Raw genomic sequence first — 16,547 nt, forward strand, 5'->3', positions numbered from 1 at the left:
ATTATTGTTTGATATTCAGATTGCTTGTTAATAGGCGCTACATTCATGTTAATTTGTCTCAGTACATCCTCATATTTAAAATCCTGATCAATCTCTAGAATTATTTTTTCTGAGTCATCTTTATATTTTTGAATTAGTTTTAATAGCAATGGACGTACATGTTTATCAAATATATTTAACTTTGTTACACCTCGTTTTAGAACTTCTAAGTCATTTGTACCTAACCTTTTATGACAGCGTTCTAAACACACTTGAAAAGGTACATCTAGAAAAATAATAATATCTGCTTTTTTAAATCTTTCTTCATAAGTTTCTTTATAACCCCAACCTTCTACTATCCATTTATCTTTATCTAATAATTTGTTTAGTTCTCTTGAGAAATGTCTGATTTGTTGCCTAGTAGGAAAAGGAGTTGTTTTTAAAAATTTCAGTTTTTCATCCATTTCAAAGAATGGAAGTGAAAGATTTTGGCTTAACTTTTTCCCTAGAGTAGTCTTCCCTGCACAACCATTTCCAATGATACATATCTTAGACATATTTCACCTTCCTCTTTGTAATCGACAGTTAAATTACTGTCCTAATCACTGTTATATATATGTCTTATATGTGGGACATTATTATTTTTTAGAGTCAATATAAACTAAAAGAAGGCTTAAGCTTTCTGCTATACTAAGTATTTACTTCTGATAAATGGTTTTATGTTAACTAAAAGGCGAAAAAGCCATCTTTGGGGAAGATGGCTTTTTCTACTGATAAATATTAGGTTGTAAGTGGAGTCCTAAAAGACTTCTTGAGTATCTTGCTCAAAGATTGAAATAACTATGCAGCTGAAAAAATATAGCAGGAAATATTACTTTGCATTTGAATACTAGTACTATAATTCTAAAACGAAAATGGGGGCTAGTAGGATGCTGGTAAAAAAAATGTTAAATGGAATTATGATGAAAGAAATCACGATTAAAGAATTAGCTGATCGATATGATGTAAGTACTCGTACTATTCAATCAAAGATTAAGAAATTAGGCTATGAATGGGATAGTAAGGAAAGCATTTATCGCTATGTTGGAGAAGAATTAGAACCTGTAGATGTTGATTTCAGTACCCTTATTTCTAAAAACAGTAAAATGCCAGCAGAACAAAAGCTAGCTACCAGCGAAGTAGCAGCTAGTACGAGCTATGTAAATGAAAGTGAAAGTACTAACGATAGCCTTTCAAAAGCTAGTACGACTACTAGCAAAGTAGATGCAATTGATTTGTTACTGCAGCATCCAAAAGAACGCTCAAAACGGGGTAGCATCAGGATTATGCGGATTTACAACATTAAGACAAAAAACCTTGTATCAATAGGGTCTACTCTATTGATACAAGTATAGGAGGCTGATAAAATCATAGTTAAGAGCGTCTCATAAGACTTGTCTCAAAAAATGAGGTGATATTTTGCGGAAAATTGGTTATATACGTGTCAGTTCAACTAGCCAGAATCCTTCAAGGCAAGTTCAGCAACTGAACGAAATCAGAATGGATATTATTTTTGAAGAAAAAGTTTCCGGAGCAACAAAAGATCGTAAGCAACTTCAAAAGATGTTAGAGGATATACAAGAAGGCGACATCATTTATGTTACAGACTTAACTCGGATCACTCGAAGTACGCAGGATTTATTTGAATTGATTGATTTAATACGAAGTAAAAAGGCGAGCTTAAAATCACTCAAGGATTCATGGCTAGATTTATCAGAAGATAATCCTTACAGTCAATTCTTAATTACGGTAATGGCTGGTGTTAATCAATTAGAGCGAGATCTTATCCGTATGCGTCAACGTGAAGGGATTGAGCTGGCTAAGAAAGAAGGCAAGTTTAAAGGCCGGTTAAAGAAATATCATAAAAATCACGCAGGAATGAATTATGCAGTAAAACTATATAAAGAAGGCGGTATGACTGTAAATCAAATTTGCGAAATTACTAATGTATCTAGGGCTTCATTATATAGAAAGCTATCGGAAGGAAACAAATAGTTTGTCCTGATTCTATCAAAAGGTGTATTTTTTCACCAACATTTTTAGGCATGAAATGTCGGCAATTATTATCTATTTTGTTTTATAGTAAATATTGAAAGGGATTAAACTTATGGATTGGCTAGAAAGAATGAACAATGCGTTAAACTACATTGAAAATAGTCTGGATGAAGAAATAGACTACAAAAAGATTGCAAAAGCAGCTAATTGTTCTGAGTTTCATTTTTCAAGAATGTTCTCTTCAATCTCTGGTATATCGCTATCAGAATATATTAGACGTAGACGGTTAACACTCGCAGCATTTGAAATTCAAAAAAGTGATATTCGGATTATCGATGTGGCAATTAAATATGGTTATGTTTCTTCTGATACTTTCTCACGTGCCTTTCAAAAAATGCATGGAGTAACCCCTTCCAATGCTCGTAATAGAGGGGTACAGTTAAAAGCCTTTCCCAGAATTTCCTTTCAAATTTCTATTAAAGGAGATAACGAGATGGACTATAGAATTGAAAACCTTGATTTTGATTTAAGAATTGTTGGAAAAAGTAAGCCAGTAAAAACAAGCAGAGCATTTAAAACAATCCCTACGCTTTGGAACACTGCTAAAAAAGATGGATTTATGCAAGAACTAGTAGATATGTCATGGGAAAATCCAAAATGCACGCTTGAAAGCCTTCTGGGGGTTTGCGGAAAAGAAGCCGCCATAACAGATGAACAATTTTCCTATTTCATGGGCGTAAGATACGATGGGGAATCCCCAGAAAATATGGAGACGCTTATTATTCCCGCAGGTACATGGGCAGTTTTTCCGAACATAGTGGATGCATGGAAACGTTTATATTCCGAGTGGGTTCCTACCTCCGAGTATGAACTTGCAAATTTACCGTGTATAGAATGTTATTACGGTCAGAAGCATAAACCAAGACACGAACTCTGGGTCCCTGTTATCCCGAAGTAATATACATATTCTCCAATAATAGAAGACTTTTATGGAGTGACAAAAAAGCCAAATTTCTCAATTTAATTGACGAGAAATCAGGCTTTTTATATTGGAATTTCCTTATTGTTGTAATCGGCATTTTCATGACGCTACCCTTATTGCAACAAAAAACAAATAGACTTGATGAAAATGGGTCTAGATTAAACTCCACCTGAACCAAAATAGCTAATCCGTCGATAGATTTCCTCATATTCGTACTACCTCGTTCGAGATAGACACTTTCAATCATTGAAGGTCTCAACATACTGATTGAAGCGTCCTTACTACATCTGGAAGTAACTTTGGATCGCATTCAGGTTCAACATCTAAAGAAGCTTGACCACCCCCTACCACTAATCTTGATTTTCGAAAGAATCGTCCATTTCTAATGTCAACCATATAGGTGAATTATCACTTGTATCCTGAGTCATTTTAAGCTTTATTTCCAATACCAGAACTGATGAATGCTTCCTTCATTAGAAGCACACCATTTTGAAGCACTTTGTCCGCTGGCCAAACAGTTGGTAATCCGTTGTCCCCATTCCATTCATAATTGAGATTTATTCATCGCAAAACCTCCTTAGAATTCGATCTTTAGGAGATTATCGCATATAAAAAAATGCCAAACATGTGGGTAAGGTAGAGGCTTACACTTATAATATAAGGTGTTATATGAATAATTTCTTAATAAATGGAGAAAATACCGTTTAGTATCCTTGCCAATTAGTTTTGATGTGATTAGTTTATTCTTTATAAAATCCAACTAAGTTAGTAGGTTTAACAATGCAACAACATAAAGCGAATTTTTCACAAGTATTTGTTTTGTTTATGATGAGTATTGGCTTAATGAATCACGTTATGGTGATTCCTATGTTGTTAGCTATCTCGAGGAGAGATTCATGGATTTCAGTCCTCTTATCTGGGGGATTCATTCTGGGATGGTTACTTTTTATTCGATTTATTATGAAAAAGTTAGACCACACACATCTGTATTCATGGTTAAATAACCACTTTGGGAATATTGTTGCAAAGGGATTATGTTTATTAATGTATATGTTTATTCTCTTATTTATTGGAGTTACCTTAAAAGATATGATTGTATGGACAGTTACATCCTATTTTCCACAAAGTCCTGCGCCCATTTTAGCTATTGTATTTTTAGTTATCTGTTTTTTTGCTGCAACATCTAATTTTACAACCTTATCTATTCTGTCAGGTTTTTTATTAGTATTTGTTGTTGCATTGGGCTTTTTCGTTATGAGTCTTAATCTTCCTCATAAGGATTATTCTCAAATATTTCCTATCCTTGAAAATGGATTGACACCCGTTATTAAAGGAATCGTCTACAGTTTAGGTTCTCTGCTAGAAGTGACTTTAATTTTTTTTATTCAACATAATTTAAAAATGAATATCAAGTCACGGAGTTTTATTATTCTTGGGTTAGTGTTGATCTGCTTAACGCTTGGCCCTTTATTGGGCTCTATTGCTATTTTTGGACCTGAAGAGGCTGCTAATCAGAGGTATCCTGCTTACGAAGAATGGAGATTATTGAAAATAGGAAAGTATATTGAACATGTAGATTTCTTTTCAATTTACCAATGGCTATCAGGTGGATTTATTAGGATAAGTTTTGGTTTATATATTATTGGACAATTATTTTCATTTAAAAACGAGAAAAAAAGGAATGTATTAATAGGAATCAGTTCACTAATTACATTTGTGGCTGTTCTTCTTCCTATGAGTGATATTGAATTTGTTCGTTTTTTACAAAATGTTTATTTTCATTTATCTTTTTTATTTCTGCTTTTCTTTTCATTAGTATTAGGATTTTTAGTTTTTCTAAAAAGATTAAAGGAGAGATAATCCTTGAGAAGAGGGGAACAGAATAATAAAAAAAATGGGAATGGAAAATATACTATCTATAAACCTAATCCAATTATAAATGAGGAAAAAATACGTTCAACATATCAAAATAGTGAAGATGTAAAAGTAGTTCTCCATAAAATCGGGAGTGAAGATAGTGATATAGAGACCTTTTTCATTTATTGCGAGAGTTTAGTGGACAAAAAACAAATTAATCAATTTATTATTCCTCAATTAGAAAAAATAGCTCAAAAACATCAATACCGTTTCTTAAAAGAAGAAATTGATAAATATCAACAAGACCTAGAATGGACACCTTTAGAAGTGAGTGAAGGGTTCGAGTCTATTTCTTTGGAAATATTTAATGGAAATTTAGTTCTGTATTTTCCTAAGTCGTTTACCTTTTTCTCTGTTAGTGCATCAAATAAACCAAACCGTTCTACCGAACAATCTAATTACGAAACATCCATTCGTGGGCCAAGAGACAATTTTATTGAGGATATTTCAACAAACGTGGCACTTATTCGAAAAAGATTAAGACATCCCACCTTATCTTATCAAACATTGACGTTAGGTAAACGGACTCAAACTCAAATAGGGATATTATATTTAAAAGATGTAGTTAATTTAGAGATACTAAATAACATTCTAGAATGTCTAACTTTAATTGATATTGATGGCGTAGTTAGTTCAACTCAAATTCAAGAGATGGTATCGAAACAATCTTTATCTATTTTTCCTCTTTGTGGTGATACAGCCAGACCTGATTTTGCAGTGGAATGCTTATTGCAAGGTAGAGTAGTGATTATAATTGATGGCTCCCCAATTGTTATTATCGCTCCTGTTACTATAACTTTTTTAATAAAAGCTGCAGAAGATTCCCACTTTAATTTTCTAACTGTATCATTTGCACGCTTTTATCGGTGGGTTGGATTTCTTTTAGCTGTCTTCCTACCCGGATTTTGGATGGCATTACTTGCTTATCACCAAGATCAAATTCCTTTCCCTCTTCTTGCGACTGTGACTGTTGCAAGATCAGGTCTACCATTTCCAGCACCACTTGAGCTTATAATTGTTTTGTTTCTTTTTGAGATGTTCCGTGAAGCCGGTCAAAGATTACCCTCCCCCCTTGGTCAAACCCTTTCAGTGGTAGGCGGACTAATCATTGGGGATGCTGCAATCCGTTCGGGTTTTATTTCCCCATCTGTGATTGTTATTACTGCTTTATCTGCTATTGCGGGATATACCCTAGTAAACCAACTACTAGGAGGAGCAGTATCCATACTCAGAGGCTTTGTACTATTATGTTCAATTTTAATGGGGTTATATGGTTTTATGCTTGGGGGATTTGTAATCGTTCTTTATCTTTCTAGATTGCGTTCCTTTGGGATACCTTACTTAGCTTTGGTTTTCCCAAAATCTAGTTCTGATTTTTTCAAGGCATTATTTCGCTTACCGTGGAGAAGTTATGGGCATAGAGTAAGTTACCTTCGGACCAATGATAGTTCTAAAACTGATGAAGGAGAAGGGAAAGAGTGAAGCTGAACAAACTAAAACTAATAACCATGATACTCTTGTCTAGCACAATATTATCTGGATGCTGGAATATTAAAGAAGTACAAGATATTTATTATGTAGCAGCTCTTGGTATAGATTTTAAAGAAGGAAAATATATAGCCTATGCTCAGTTACTTGACTTTTCTAATGTTGCTAAGTTAGAAGGGGCAAGACCTGATAAACAACCACCAGTTTGGATAGGAAGAGGGGAAGGCATTACAATTACGGAAGCATTAAATCAATTATATAAAGATGCACAACAAAGACTTTTTTGGGGACATGTCTCTACGCTAATTTTGAGTGAACAACTCCTAAAACAAGATATTAAAGATTCGATTGATTTTATTAATCGATACCGAGAAATACGCTATAATATTCTCTTATATGCTACAAAGGAACCCATAGAAGATGTACTTAAAACAAAAGCGTTTTTTACATTGTCGGGATTGTCAACCATTCTCCATGAACCATATGAAAGCTATAAACAGAGATCTTATATACAACCTAAAAAGTTTCATCAATTTATTAGAGATAGCGATCCAATGGGACAAACAGCTTTAATTCCATCAGTTAAAATTTCGACGGAAAACTGGAAAGAAGAATCAAAAAAAGCACCATTATTAAGAAATGATGGTGCTTTTTTCATAAGAAATAATCGCCTAGAAGGCTGGCTTTCTGAGACTGATTTAAACGGTCTAAGATGGATGGATGAAAAAACCGTTCGATCTCCTGTGTGGATTGTTGAGAATGATAGCGCTGTTGTTTCAGTAGTGGTAGAGAAACCTAAGATTACCATTACCCCTATTATGAATAGTAAACCAATACTTTTTAATATTACAGTTGAAGTGCAAGCCGGAATCAATGAGAAAATCAAGGAAATTAATGATAAAGAGTTAGTTACAAAAACTGAAGATATTATAAAGTTAGAAATTCTAAACTCCTTTGAAAAAGGAATAGAAATAAATTCAGATATCTACAGATTAGGGGAATCATTATATCGCCAAAACCCAAGTAAATGGAAAGAAGAAGTGAAAGCAGGCTCGTTTTACTTAAATAAACATAGTATAAAGCATTTAAAAGTTAAAGTTAATTTAGTTAACTCAGGAAAGTTGAAGTACCAAGACGGATATTAATGTTAAACTTATAATTTTAGGGTGTTTTAACACATTCAAACTAGGTGATCCCTTATTAAATGATGGGTGATATACAGAAAGGCTTGTATATCACCCATTACTTCCAATTACCAATTAGGGAAAGCTCACTACTAAATATAAAGGAGCTCGCATACAAAAAATGACTTCTGACTTAGTTCGTTCATACCGAGGTGAATCTGCTGTATGATAAATTTTTATGATACTGAGAAATTGGACTTTTTTCTATTATAATTTCCTTAACGTTGTAAATCTGCATTTTCCTGACGGTACCCCCTATATAAAAGCAAAATCCCCTAAATCGGGATATTTAGAGAATTTTGCTAGTTCAATTCATATGGTTTGTTGAGGCTTTTGATAAATTATATGCTTGTCCTTTATTTTTTATGATTTTACAATTGAATATTTTTAAGAAGAAAATTCTAAATTTTTAATTTGATGATGTATTATTAATCGTGTTCCAAGTGAAAAATGGTTTTCACACTTAGGCTTGTATTATCATAATGTATATCTACTAAACTGAAGAAAAGGATGGGATAACAATGCCAGGGTTCATAAATATTGGAACGGCGAGAATTAATAGCACTTCTAGTAATGGGTCTACAAATTTTGGTGAAGTAATTCATAATGGTCACACAGCAAACACCAAGTCAACTGGAATAAACAGAACGTATGGTGACATTTCTTTCTCTTCAGCTAGGATGAAAACTGATCACATGGATTCCGATATTAATGATCAAACAGCTATTGCAAACGTTGATGGAATAGATGGAAATCAACAATAATGATTATGAGGATATAAAACTTACTTAGAATAGAAAAACCCCCTATTTCAACAATTAAGGGGTTTTCTGGCTTCATAATGTTAACTTGAAACAGTGAGAATTACCAAACGGAAGCTTCACAGCGTCTTTTATAGTTTGTTCGATTTATGGTACTTCAATTCATAGTGTAAGTATATTTTCAGCATTTAATTTAAACAATGTACATATGATATATAGACGGAAAAGTAAGGCAGCTTGTCTTTAGAAATTCATTTCGAAAGACAAGGAAAACACACTAACTATTTGGAAGGTAGTTAGTGTGTTTTTTTGTAACGTAATTAGAAGAGAATATTGATACTAAAAAGCATCTCTATTAGTCTGTCTTTAATGCTGGACTTTATTCATTTTAAGCTTTAAAGAATTAAACATGCTCATAAACGATTACGGATACATATAATACGTTAGCCCATATAAATTATGTTCCTACTCCTTTAGTTTTATTCAGATTTCATAAAAGGAGTGATAGTATGTCTAGTAATGGTGGATGTGGACTTGGTGGAGGTTTTGCTCTTCTAATTGTCTTATTTATTCTTCTTGTCATTATTGGATGTAGTTGTTTTAGTGGTGGCTACGGTGGCTTCTGCTAATACAATAAAAGTCTTTCTAAAGGAAAGGCTTTTTACATAGACCAAGTTATCTTAAATTCTTTTATCGTAGGCAAGTTACTAAAATATTGTCGATGAATATAATATAGTTGATGCACTCCACAAATTCATTATATGAGGACCCTTTGTTTTTGGATGTATCCCCTACTAATTCAAAAAACTCTTGATTATTTCTAAAGTCAGGAGTTTTTTGACGTGCATGAAATAGTTTATAAAGGGCTTTTCTTGTTAGGTACAGGTAGTCAACTTAAGTTGACTTAGAGTGCCTTAAGGCACAATTTGTTTAAAAGATGAGAAAATATTTTATGAGCTGTCTTAAACTAATATTTATTTAGGCAAGTTACCTAATAAAGGATAAAAGAATAAACTGTAATAGGTGTTCAAAAGAGAAAGGAGTAGGTTTATGCCTTATTCTATTATCGTTGGAAATGTATTGACCAATGGGATTACACAAAACGGAAATCTAGATTTTGGTCATACAGTACACAATAGTCATACAGCTAATTCAAAATGGGTAGGAGCTTGTATTTCTATGGGTAATTTCTCTCCTTCTACGTCTTGGATGGCCAATGGAAACTTTGATCCAGACTTTAGTGACCAAGATCAAATTGCTAACCCTTCTATGCCGATATCAGGGCAAGTTTAATAATAAAGGAGTACATTTTTTATGCCATGTAATATTAATGTTCAAAACTTTAATACTAACGGAATCACAGAAAATGCAAATTTAGATATAGGTAACAATGTTCAAAACAGTCATACAGCTAATTCAAAATCAGTAGGAGCTTGTTTTTCTTTTGGTAATACTTCTCCTTCAGTGGCTCATATGTTAAACAACAATTGTGATCCAGATATTAGCGATCAAGGCCAAGTTGATAATACTTCGAACACTTAAATCTCACTAAATAATAGATATAAAAATATTCTTTTTGTTCACTTTTAATTTTAAGTTAATTGCTAAAAAAGCTTCTAGATATTTAATTTAGAAGCTTTTTTTCATAGGTGACAATAGTACAAGCTAAATAAAATAGAAAACATAAAATATCGTATCTATGCTAAAGGGAGGGAAAATATATGTGTTGTTGGAATTTCTTTGGCTGTAGACGTCGTTGTAGATGTGGTTGTTGGAACTATAACAACAATTATGGCGGTTGTCGTAACTACGGTGGTTATGATGGATATAACAAAGGCGGAGATTATGGCAATAATAACTGTAAAGATGGTTATGACGCTCATAAAGATCATCATTCTGGTTGTAACTGTAAACGTGACGGCTATTCAAACTATTAATTTTATAAAGAGGAAGGCTTGTTCTTGTAATCGAACAAGCCTTTCTTTATTAACGTTCAATTTCTGGTCCTTGATTTTTAGATCTATTTATATTGCTACTTCTCATTTTTCTAAGTTGATGCCTTTGTTGTCCCTGTTCTTGGGTATGAACAGCTTGTTTAATAGCATCAAAGATGCCTGAGATCGTTCCTATGACTTGCTCCTTCGTGTTTATCTGCTTTTCTATAGCTGGGATTACCTCTCTCTCAAGTTCTCTAATTTCGCCTTGTCGCTTCTCTAAATCATCTGGTCCTTTGTATCCTTTTTCTTTAAGGTTCTCTCGATAATGATTGGCTTCATGCTGTAATTCTTCATAATGTTGACGTGCTTTTTTTGAAACCAATCGTTTAGCTGTCTCACCAGGGCTATTACTTAGTTTATCAAGTTCTTTTTCTGCTTTTTCAAGGTTAGTAACTTGATTCTTCGTCGCATCTAGATAATCTTTTTCTGTTTCGAAGATTTTTATATTTTTCTTTAGTTTGTACAACTCATCTTTTTGATTTCCAATGGCTTTTTCAATGACTTCTAACGTTACTGGCGTTTTTTTGGCCATATCTATATGCTTTTCTAGTTTTAAGGCATTGTCATAGCTCAAGTATTTTCCGGCTGTTTTTAAATCAGGATAATGTGAGCTTACTTCACGAATTTTAGCCATTTTAATGGCTTCTTCTGCTTGTAATAAAGTTTTTGTCTCTACTCGAATCTGTTGTTTCTCATATTTGATTTGATGCAGACGGCTCTCTTTTTGTTGAGAGAATTCTTGGTAACGTTGGTAGAATTCTTCTTCATTTGAAAAACGAAGGGATTCTTTATATTCTTTGATGCTGCTTTCATAGTTTGCTTTATTACCTTCTAAATCAGAAATTTTATCAAGGTAACGACGTTTCATCATATTATTTTCTTTCAGTTTAAACGGATTGAGTGATCCCTTGAGTTCATCTACTTTCTCTTCATTCTGCTTAATTTCAAGCTCCAAAGCCCTCACACGGTCATAGGAATTGCTGACGTTAAGGAACTGCTGTTGTTGAACATGGAAATGACGTTCAATTGGGTCATGACGATCACTCATTTTGCGTAGTTCTTCATGGCGTTTGTAGACATCGTCTAAGGAAACGACTTCTTGGTTTAAAAGAGATGCAGCCTTTTGAATCTGCGTTTTCTCAACATCTGTAGAGAAGCTAAATTGCTTCTCTTTTTCTTTCATTTTTTGTAGATGATCCTCTTTTTGGCGGCGGTAAGCCTGTAGGTCTATAACGACTTGGTTATACTCTTGGCGCTCTCGGTTAACTTGGCCACGCTCGCTTTGCTTCCCTTTCTTCTCCATGTCATGAGCCACATGCCCTAAGTGAATGGTTGGAAGAACTTCAAGTCCACGCTTCTCATGAGAAAGGTGCGTAATACGCTGTTTACTATGGGCTTGTTCTAATGCTTGGTTTGCATAGTTCGCCCACTGTTCACGAATAGATAGGCAGCCTTCGCTATTTTTGACGTATCCACGATTATTTTCTTTTGCATTGGCAAAATCAGCATTCCAGTCACGATTCTTTTTGCCGAAACCATCTTGATCTACATTTCTCATGGTTAACATGATGTGAGCATGAGGATTATTAGTATCGTCACGATGGATGGCGATGTCGGCGACCATTCCTTTTTGAACAAACTCATGTTGTGCAAAAGACTGAATGAGCTCTTTTTGTTGGTCTTGATTCAGTTCGATTGGCAACGCGATGTTTAATTCGCGTGCTAGTTGTGAGTCTTTGCGCTTCTCTACTTTTTCAACTTCATTCCATAAACGGTTGCGGTCTTTCATCCATTCTGGAGAATTAGAAGGAGTCAGGATCATGGTTTCCGGTTGTACATCACGAGCATAAAACTTTTGCTCGTCGGTGCGTTCATCATGTAGTTTTTCGCCACTGCGATAAGCAGCTGCAGCGACAGCTGATTGTCCTTTTGAACGACTGATGATTTGCATCGATAGATGGTAGATAGCCATAATTCTTTCCTCCTTTCTTGAGAATGGGTTAGTGGTTTAGGAATAAGTTGATAAGAGCACAAAGTGCGCTAATCAACGTTTTTGATGAAAGCATCATCATGAACACCGAAGGTGTCAGATGCTGATTTCATCTTTGCCGATAGACAAACAGGTTTTATAAAATTCGCCATCTAGGCGAATGGGTATTTGGTTTTGTCTTTTCGTTCCAAAGGAACCGCACACATCGGTACGATGTATAAGTGCGCCCTTATCTCTTCGATCTAAGGGAATTATATCATATCCTGGTGAGAGAATCTATGCTAATGATACCAATTTATCTCAATTTTTGATATAATCAATTTAAACATTAGAGAACAGATAAAGGAGATGGGGATGGGTGCCGAAGAAGCGAACAAATGAGGAAATTCTTCAGGAATTAGAAGAGAAAATTGAGAAGATGAAAGCGAAGAAACAACAAGTTGAAGCGCGTAAAAAAGAAAAAGAGAGAAAAGAAAGAACAAGACGACTGATTCAAGTCGGGGCGATCTTCGAAAAATACTTTGAGATTCAAAGTGAAGAAGAAGCAGAAAAGATTGCGAAGGCATTGCAATCGTATGTAGGAAAAAATAAAGAGAAGATTTTATATCATGATGTAATTGTTACACAGAAAAACAATGCATCCAAGGAAGTAGCATCAGCAAAAGAATAAATGATTTGTCTTTATTACAATTACATAAGAACAAACAAAAAAACGTATTTGCTCTAGGAGCCTATACATTTTTTTGTTTGCTAAATGTGTAGCCTAGGTCGTCCACTATTTCAGCAAAGGCCCGAAGAATACCATATAATTCTTGAGGATCATTTTTATTTTGGAGAATTGATCTATATATGTCTTTGAAAATACGCCCTTTCATTTTTGTAATAAGATAAAATAAAAGGTCTACACGAATATAGTCAACTCCATTCTTAGTCATGAAAGGAATTTCAATATCAAACAATTCATGCTCCTGTAGAATCTGTTTTATTTTGTGTTTTTCCATAGCATTCTCTCCCTTGAATTGTTAAGAACCTTCTAAACCACGTAACGTCTTAGTGACGTCCCTTTTGTGTTTCTCTTTTTAGAGCATGTCCCTCCTATGTTTCTAATTTGTTGTACCCCTTTTCAAACTCATTTAGCACATTTCTTTTCCCGTCGTCGTCATGATATATATCTAACCTAAAATAGGAGTAAGAAAAAGAATACCTCTAATAGGAACATGATTACTAACGTAATCAAAGTTACCTATAAGGAAAGTATCTCGAAAAGCACCATTGATTTATAGCCCTATTAATCAAAATCCCCAAATTGCTTGTACACCAACGTATGTAATATAGATTTTATATAGGATTTAACAGAAGTACAGGAAAAGACACCTTAAAGGTTCCATTTTTTGAAGAATCTTCTTTTAAACCGCAAACATACTTATGCCATGTCGTTTAAAAGGTTTTATTTTAGGTAGCCATTGATATAGCTACACATGTAGTCGTGTAAGTATACAATGCTTCTTGGCATAAGTATTCTTCTAAACAGCCCATTCTCCACAGTCTATAGACAAAAATAGGCTTCAAGATAAATATATTAAGCATCTAATTCTAAAAAGTTATAGAATAACGGATTAGTTTTATTTCTTTGAACTTCTCTTCTACGCTCAGTAGTAAATAAACCTCTTAAAGTCCCGAAAAAATAGGCTTCAAAGGTTGTCTTTATTCGATTTCTTTTATAAGCAAAGACGGTTTCTTTAAATGCTTGAACAGCAATTGATACTAATTCCTCAACAGGCTTCTCTAGACGGCTTATTTTGTGTGCTAAGCGTACTTTCCCCCATAAATGATAAATATCATCTGCACAGTTAAAAAACGGCTGTACGGCTGCTTTAAATGGCATTGGAATAAAAGACGGTAGATATTCCGTTGAAAGCTTTATATCTATGTCTTTACGTATGTATTTATTTAAATCTTTTAAAGTTAAATTATAGGTAGGATTTTTTTTTGCCTCTTCATCCTTACTCTCACAAGGGGTTTCGGCATTTTCTGCTTCAACATCTGCTTCAACATGAGAGGTCAAATCAAGTTGTAAAAAGTTGACCCAATACTCAAAGTAAGGGTGGTTAACAAATAAATGTACAGGATTCCCTTTTCCGTTATTACGAGGGCAACGTCGATAGACGGTCACAACTTGCCCTTGTTTTCGTAACTCTCTTAGATGGCGATCCATGTTTCCTTTGGATATTTCATAGGTTTTACCTAAATATGTACTGCCAGGAAAGCAAAAGCCTTTTTCTGCACCCAGCCAGCAGAGTCGATCTAACGCTTTTCTTGTTCCGTCATGTAAACGATAGTATTTATCACCATAGAGCTGAATAATTTCTTTCAATAATTTTCGTTTCATCGATTGATGTTGAGGACGATTTTCTGTATAACTTTCGTAGGCTTGCATGTGGTTAAACTCTTCCGTAGTAAGTATGCGGCTAATTGTCATTGGTTCATCTTCTCCTTTTAGGAACAACAAAAGACATTGTCTCCCTTAACAAGGAAAACAATGTCTTTTGTTGTGATGAACTAAGCCCTTGAAATAGATGTCAATTTCGTATAAAATAAAACCATAAGTTTTATCTTATCGATAATGAAACTATTAACAAGAGACTTCGACAGGTGTTTTCCCTAGTTTGCGTAGGGGGAACGGTTTAAGGGTGCTGCTTACACTTCTTAAACACGTTGAAGTCTTTTTTCTATTCCGTCCATTTTTGTTAAGTCTATTATACCTTCTATTAATCTGATAATTCAATGGAAAATAGTAATATAAACCAAAAAAAGAAAGCTCCATTGCAATGGAGCTTTCTTTTTTTGGTTTATATAGGTTAATAGTTCAATTGTTATTTACCTTGGAATAATCGTGATAGAAAGCCTTTGAATCCTGATTTACCAAGGTCTTTACTGTGGTTTTTACTTAAGTCATCAGCAACAGCTAACATTTTTTTTGTTTCTAAAAGAGACCGAGCTGTTTCATCAAAACGTTTATAATGCTCTTCATTACGATTACTTACTTCGTCTAATTTTTTAATAAGAGCCATATTAAATTGTTTTTGTTGTTCGTTATGTTCTCTTAATAACTTGATCTCTTCTTTTAGCTCTTTTAATTCGTCAGCAATAACTTCACCTGTTGCCTTTTTAGGTTCTGGTTTAAAAGATTCTCCTCCTGTAGCAAAATAATTTTCAATTTGCTTAATTGACCAATTTTGTTCTCGGTGCAGCGATCGGATTTCTTTTAACCTTTCCATACCTGCTTTATCAAATTTTGTATAGCCATTAGATGCATCTTTTTTATGAGGAATATAATCACGTAATTCCTTCATCCAGTTTCTTACGACATTAGGTGTTTCACCTATAATATTAGCAGCCTCTTTAATTGTAAATTCTAATTCATTATCAACATCAGAACCTTGGTCTTTATCCATTTTTTTGTCACCGTGGTTCTCAAAAATATCCATGATTCCACCTACTTTATAAACCTAAATTTAAATCTATATACCTTAATAAAAAACCTTAGTATTAAGATTTACCAAGGTTTGTACCTAAGATATCAACCTTGATAAGTACTAGCTAGTTGACAAATAAATACTGTGTTTATTAAATTATCTTACACTGTTCTTCCTCTATATTCGACCATAAAAATATTCCTCCTTTAGAATTTAATAATTTAAATTCTAAAGGAGGAAACGTTGATTTATAGACGGACTATGCCGTTTTATATTTCTCGCCAATAGCAAAATAAAAAGCAACCTCATTCCGAGGTCATTGGAGTGAGGTTGCTTTGTTTTATGAATCACAATTATAAAGTACCAAAATATAACCGTAAGTAAATAGTAGCACATTTTTTACATAAGGACTATATTTCCCCGTACGAGCATATGTATAAAATGTGCACTTTTTATACATCTTTGCTTCAATCACCTGAAGAGAAAATCCTGTTATCTCAAGGATGTATAAAAAGCTGCATAAAGAAGAAACAAGGCCTCATCGAGAACCCTACTCCCATAAGGGTTCTTTTTTTTTGTGTGTTCCGGAAAGAGACATTATGTTAACTAACTTTGTATATCTTATACAGCTTAAAAACGAAAAACCTACTGAACAGGGATCAGTAGGTTTTTCTGCTCTTGGAGAAGAGATTCGTGTTGGATACTGGATGCCTCACGACGTCATGAGTAGTTTGCTCAA

19 protein-coding genes are annotated in these 16,547 nt (G+C 33.9%); 11 read left to right on the forward strand and 8 right to left on the reverse strand.

Annotated features, from left to right (window positions below):
• Window positions 1-536 (reverse strand): shikimate kinase (locus NST66_RS29090; RefSeq protein WP_340843936.1); only part of this gene is annotated, 536 nt, incomplete at its 3' end.
• A 372-nt stretch (window positions 537-908) separates the two neighbouring features.
• On the opposite strand from NST66_RS29090, the gene NST66_RS29095 reads away from it, so the two are divergent.
• From NST66_RS29095 to NST66_RS29105, 3 genes are all read left to right on the forward strand, one after another.
• Complete coding sequence (locus NST66_RS29095) at window positions 909-1,373, forward strand: HTH domain-containing protein (RefSeq protein WP_340843937.1); 465 nt, start codon at window positions 909-911, stop codon at window positions 1,371-1,373.
• A 64-nt stretch (window positions 1,374-1,437) separates the two neighbouring features.
• Window positions 1,438-2,013 carry a recombinase family protein gene (locus tag NST66_RS29100; RefSeq protein ID WP_079524004.1) on the forward strand — a complete coding sequence of 192 codons (576 nt, stop codon included), beginning with the start codon at window positions 1,438-1,440 and terminating at the stop codon, window positions 2,011-2,013.
• Between the two features lie 112 nt (window positions 2,014-2,125).
• Complete coding sequence (locus NST66_RS29105) at window positions 2,126-2,971, forward strand: AraC family transcriptional regulator (protein ID WP_229387497.1); 846 nt, start codon at window positions 2,126-2,128, stop codon at window positions 2,969-2,971.
• Here NST66_RS29105 and tnpB read toward each other — a convergent pair.
• Window positions 2,958-3,305, reverse strand: a complete 348-nt coding sequence (gene tnpB / locus NST66_RS29305) for an IS66 family insertion sequence element accessory protein TnpB (RefSeq protein WP_082802763.1) — start codon at window positions 3,303-3,305, stop codon at window positions 2,958-2,960. The two genes, NST66_RS29105 and tnpB, sit on opposite strands and share 14 nt — an antisense overlap.
• Before the next feature lie 126 nt (window positions 3,306-3,431).
• On the reverse strand, window positions 3,432-3,539 hold the full coding sequence (gene tnpA / locus NST66_RS29310) for an IS66 family insertion sequence element accessory protein TnpA (RefSeq protein ID WP_379261829.1): 108 nt from the start codon (window positions 3,537-3,539) through the stop codon (window positions 3,432-3,434).
• Between the two features lie 236 nt (window positions 3,540-3,775).
• Here tnpA and NST66_RS29110 point away from each other — a divergent pair, with 236 nt between their 5' ends.
• The 3 genes from NST66_RS29110 to NST66_RS29120 are packed head-to-tail and all read left to right on the forward strand — an operon-like array spanning window position 3,776 to window position 7,545.
• Window positions 3,776-4,855, forward strand: a complete 1,080-nt coding sequence (locus NST66_RS29110) for an endospore germination permease (RefSeq protein WP_340843938.1) — start codon at window positions 3,776-3,778, stop codon at window positions 4,853-4,855.
• A 3-nt stretch (window positions 4,856-4,858) separates the two neighbouring features.
• Complete coding sequence (locus NST66_RS29115) at window positions 4,859-6,394, forward strand: spore germination protein (RefSeq protein WP_340843939.1); 1,536 nt, start codon at window positions 4,859-4,861, stop codon at window positions 6,392-6,394.
• Window positions 6,391-7,545 carry a Ger(x)C family spore germination protein gene (locus NST66_RS29120; RefSeq protein WP_340843940.1) on the forward strand — a complete coding sequence of 385 codons (1,155 nt, stop codon included), beginning with the start codon at window positions 6,391-6,393 and terminating at the stop codon, window positions 7,543-7,545. The genes NST66_RS29115 and NST66_RS29120 overlap by 4 nt, the downstream gene beginning before the upstream one ends.
• A gap of 114 nt (window positions 7,546-7,659) precedes the next feature.
• Here the strand turns inward: NST66_RS29120 and NST66_RS29315 are convergent, their stop codons facing one another.
• A complete protein-coding gene (locus NST66_RS29315; RefSeq protein ID WP_434801665.1) occupies window positions 7,660-7,767 on the reverse strand; it encodes a sunset domain-containing protein in 108 nt (35 codons plus the stop codon).
• Between the two features lie 338 nt (window positions 7,768-8,105).
• Between NST66_RS29315 and NST66_RS29125 the strand changes: the two genes are divergently transcribed.
• The 4 genes from NST66_RS29125 (at window position 8,106) to NST66_RS29140 (ending at window position 9,887) form a co-directional block, all read left to right on the forward strand.
• Complete coding sequence (locus NST66_RS29125) at window positions 8,106-8,348, forward strand: spore germination protein (protein WP_322552817.1); 243 nt, start codon at window positions 8,106-8,108, stop codon at window positions 8,346-8,348.
• A 506-nt stretch (window positions 8,349-8,854) separates the two neighbouring features.
• Window positions 8,855-8,974, forward strand: a complete 120-nt coding sequence (locus NST66_RS29130; RefSeq protein WP_340843941.1) for a YjcZ family sporulation protein — start codon at window positions 8,855-8,857, stop codon at window positions 8,972-8,974.
• A 421-nt stretch (window positions 8,975-9,395) separates the two neighbouring features.
• On the forward strand, window positions 9,396-9,638 hold the full coding sequence (locus NST66_RS29135) for a spore germination protein (RefSeq protein ID WP_048022330.1): 243 nt from the start codon (window positions 9,396-9,398) through the stop codon (window positions 9,636-9,638).
• 21 nt (window positions 9,639-9,659) lie between these two features.
• On the forward strand, window positions 9,660-9,887 hold the full coding sequence (locus NST66_RS29140; RefSeq protein WP_322552816.1) for a spore germination protein: 228 nt from the start codon (window positions 9,660-9,662) through the stop codon (window positions 9,885-9,887).
• A gap of 444 nt (window positions 9,888-10,331) precedes the next feature.
• Here NST66_RS29140 and mobQ read toward each other — a convergent pair whose 3' ends face one another.
• A complete protein-coding gene (mobQ, locus tag NST66_RS29145) occupies window positions 10,332-12,314 on the reverse strand; it encodes a MobQ family relaxase (protein ID WP_340843942.1) in 1,983 nt (660 codons plus the stop codon).
• A 376-nt stretch (window positions 12,315-12,690) separates the two neighbouring features.
• On the opposite strand from mobQ, the gene NST66_RS29150 reads away from it, so the two are divergent.
• A complete protein-coding gene (locus tag NST66_RS29150) occupies window positions 12,691-13,002 on the forward strand; it encodes a hypothetical protein (RefSeq protein ID WP_340843943.1) in 312 nt (103 codons plus the stop codon).
• Window positions 13,003-13,063: 61 nt separating this feature from the next.
• Here the strand turns inward: NST66_RS29150 and NST66_RS29155 are convergent, their stop codons facing one another.
• The 3 genes from NST66_RS29155 to NST66_RS29165 all read right to left on the reverse strand — a co-directional run bounded on the left by NST66_RS29155 (window position 13,064) and on the right by NST66_RS29165 (window position 15,820).
• A complete protein-coding gene (locus NST66_RS29155; protein WP_047933927.1) occupies window positions 13,064-13,333 on the reverse strand; it encodes a hypothetical protein in 270 nt (89 codons plus the stop codon).
• Window positions 13,334-13,911: 578 nt separating this feature from the next.
• A complete protein-coding gene (locus NST66_RS29160; protein WP_340843944.1) occupies window positions 13,912-14,811 on the reverse strand; it encodes a transcriptional regulator in 900 nt (299 codons plus the stop codon).
• A gap of 394 nt (window positions 14,812-15,205) precedes the next feature.
• The gene (locus NST66_RS29165; RefSeq protein ID WP_328117877.1) at window positions 15,206-15,820 is read right to left on the reverse strand and encodes a MerR family transcriptional regulator; all 615 of its coding nucleotides are present in this window, start codon (window positions 15,818-15,820) and stop codon (window positions 15,206-15,208) included.
• Window positions 15,821-16,547: the final 727 nt, after the last annotated feature.

Origin of the sequence: Priestia sp. FSL W8-0524, assembly GCF_038005965.1 — a bacterium.
Taxonomy (GTDB): domain Bacteria; phylum Bacillota; class Bacilli; order Bacillales; family Bacillaceae_H; genus Priestia; species Priestia zanthoxyli.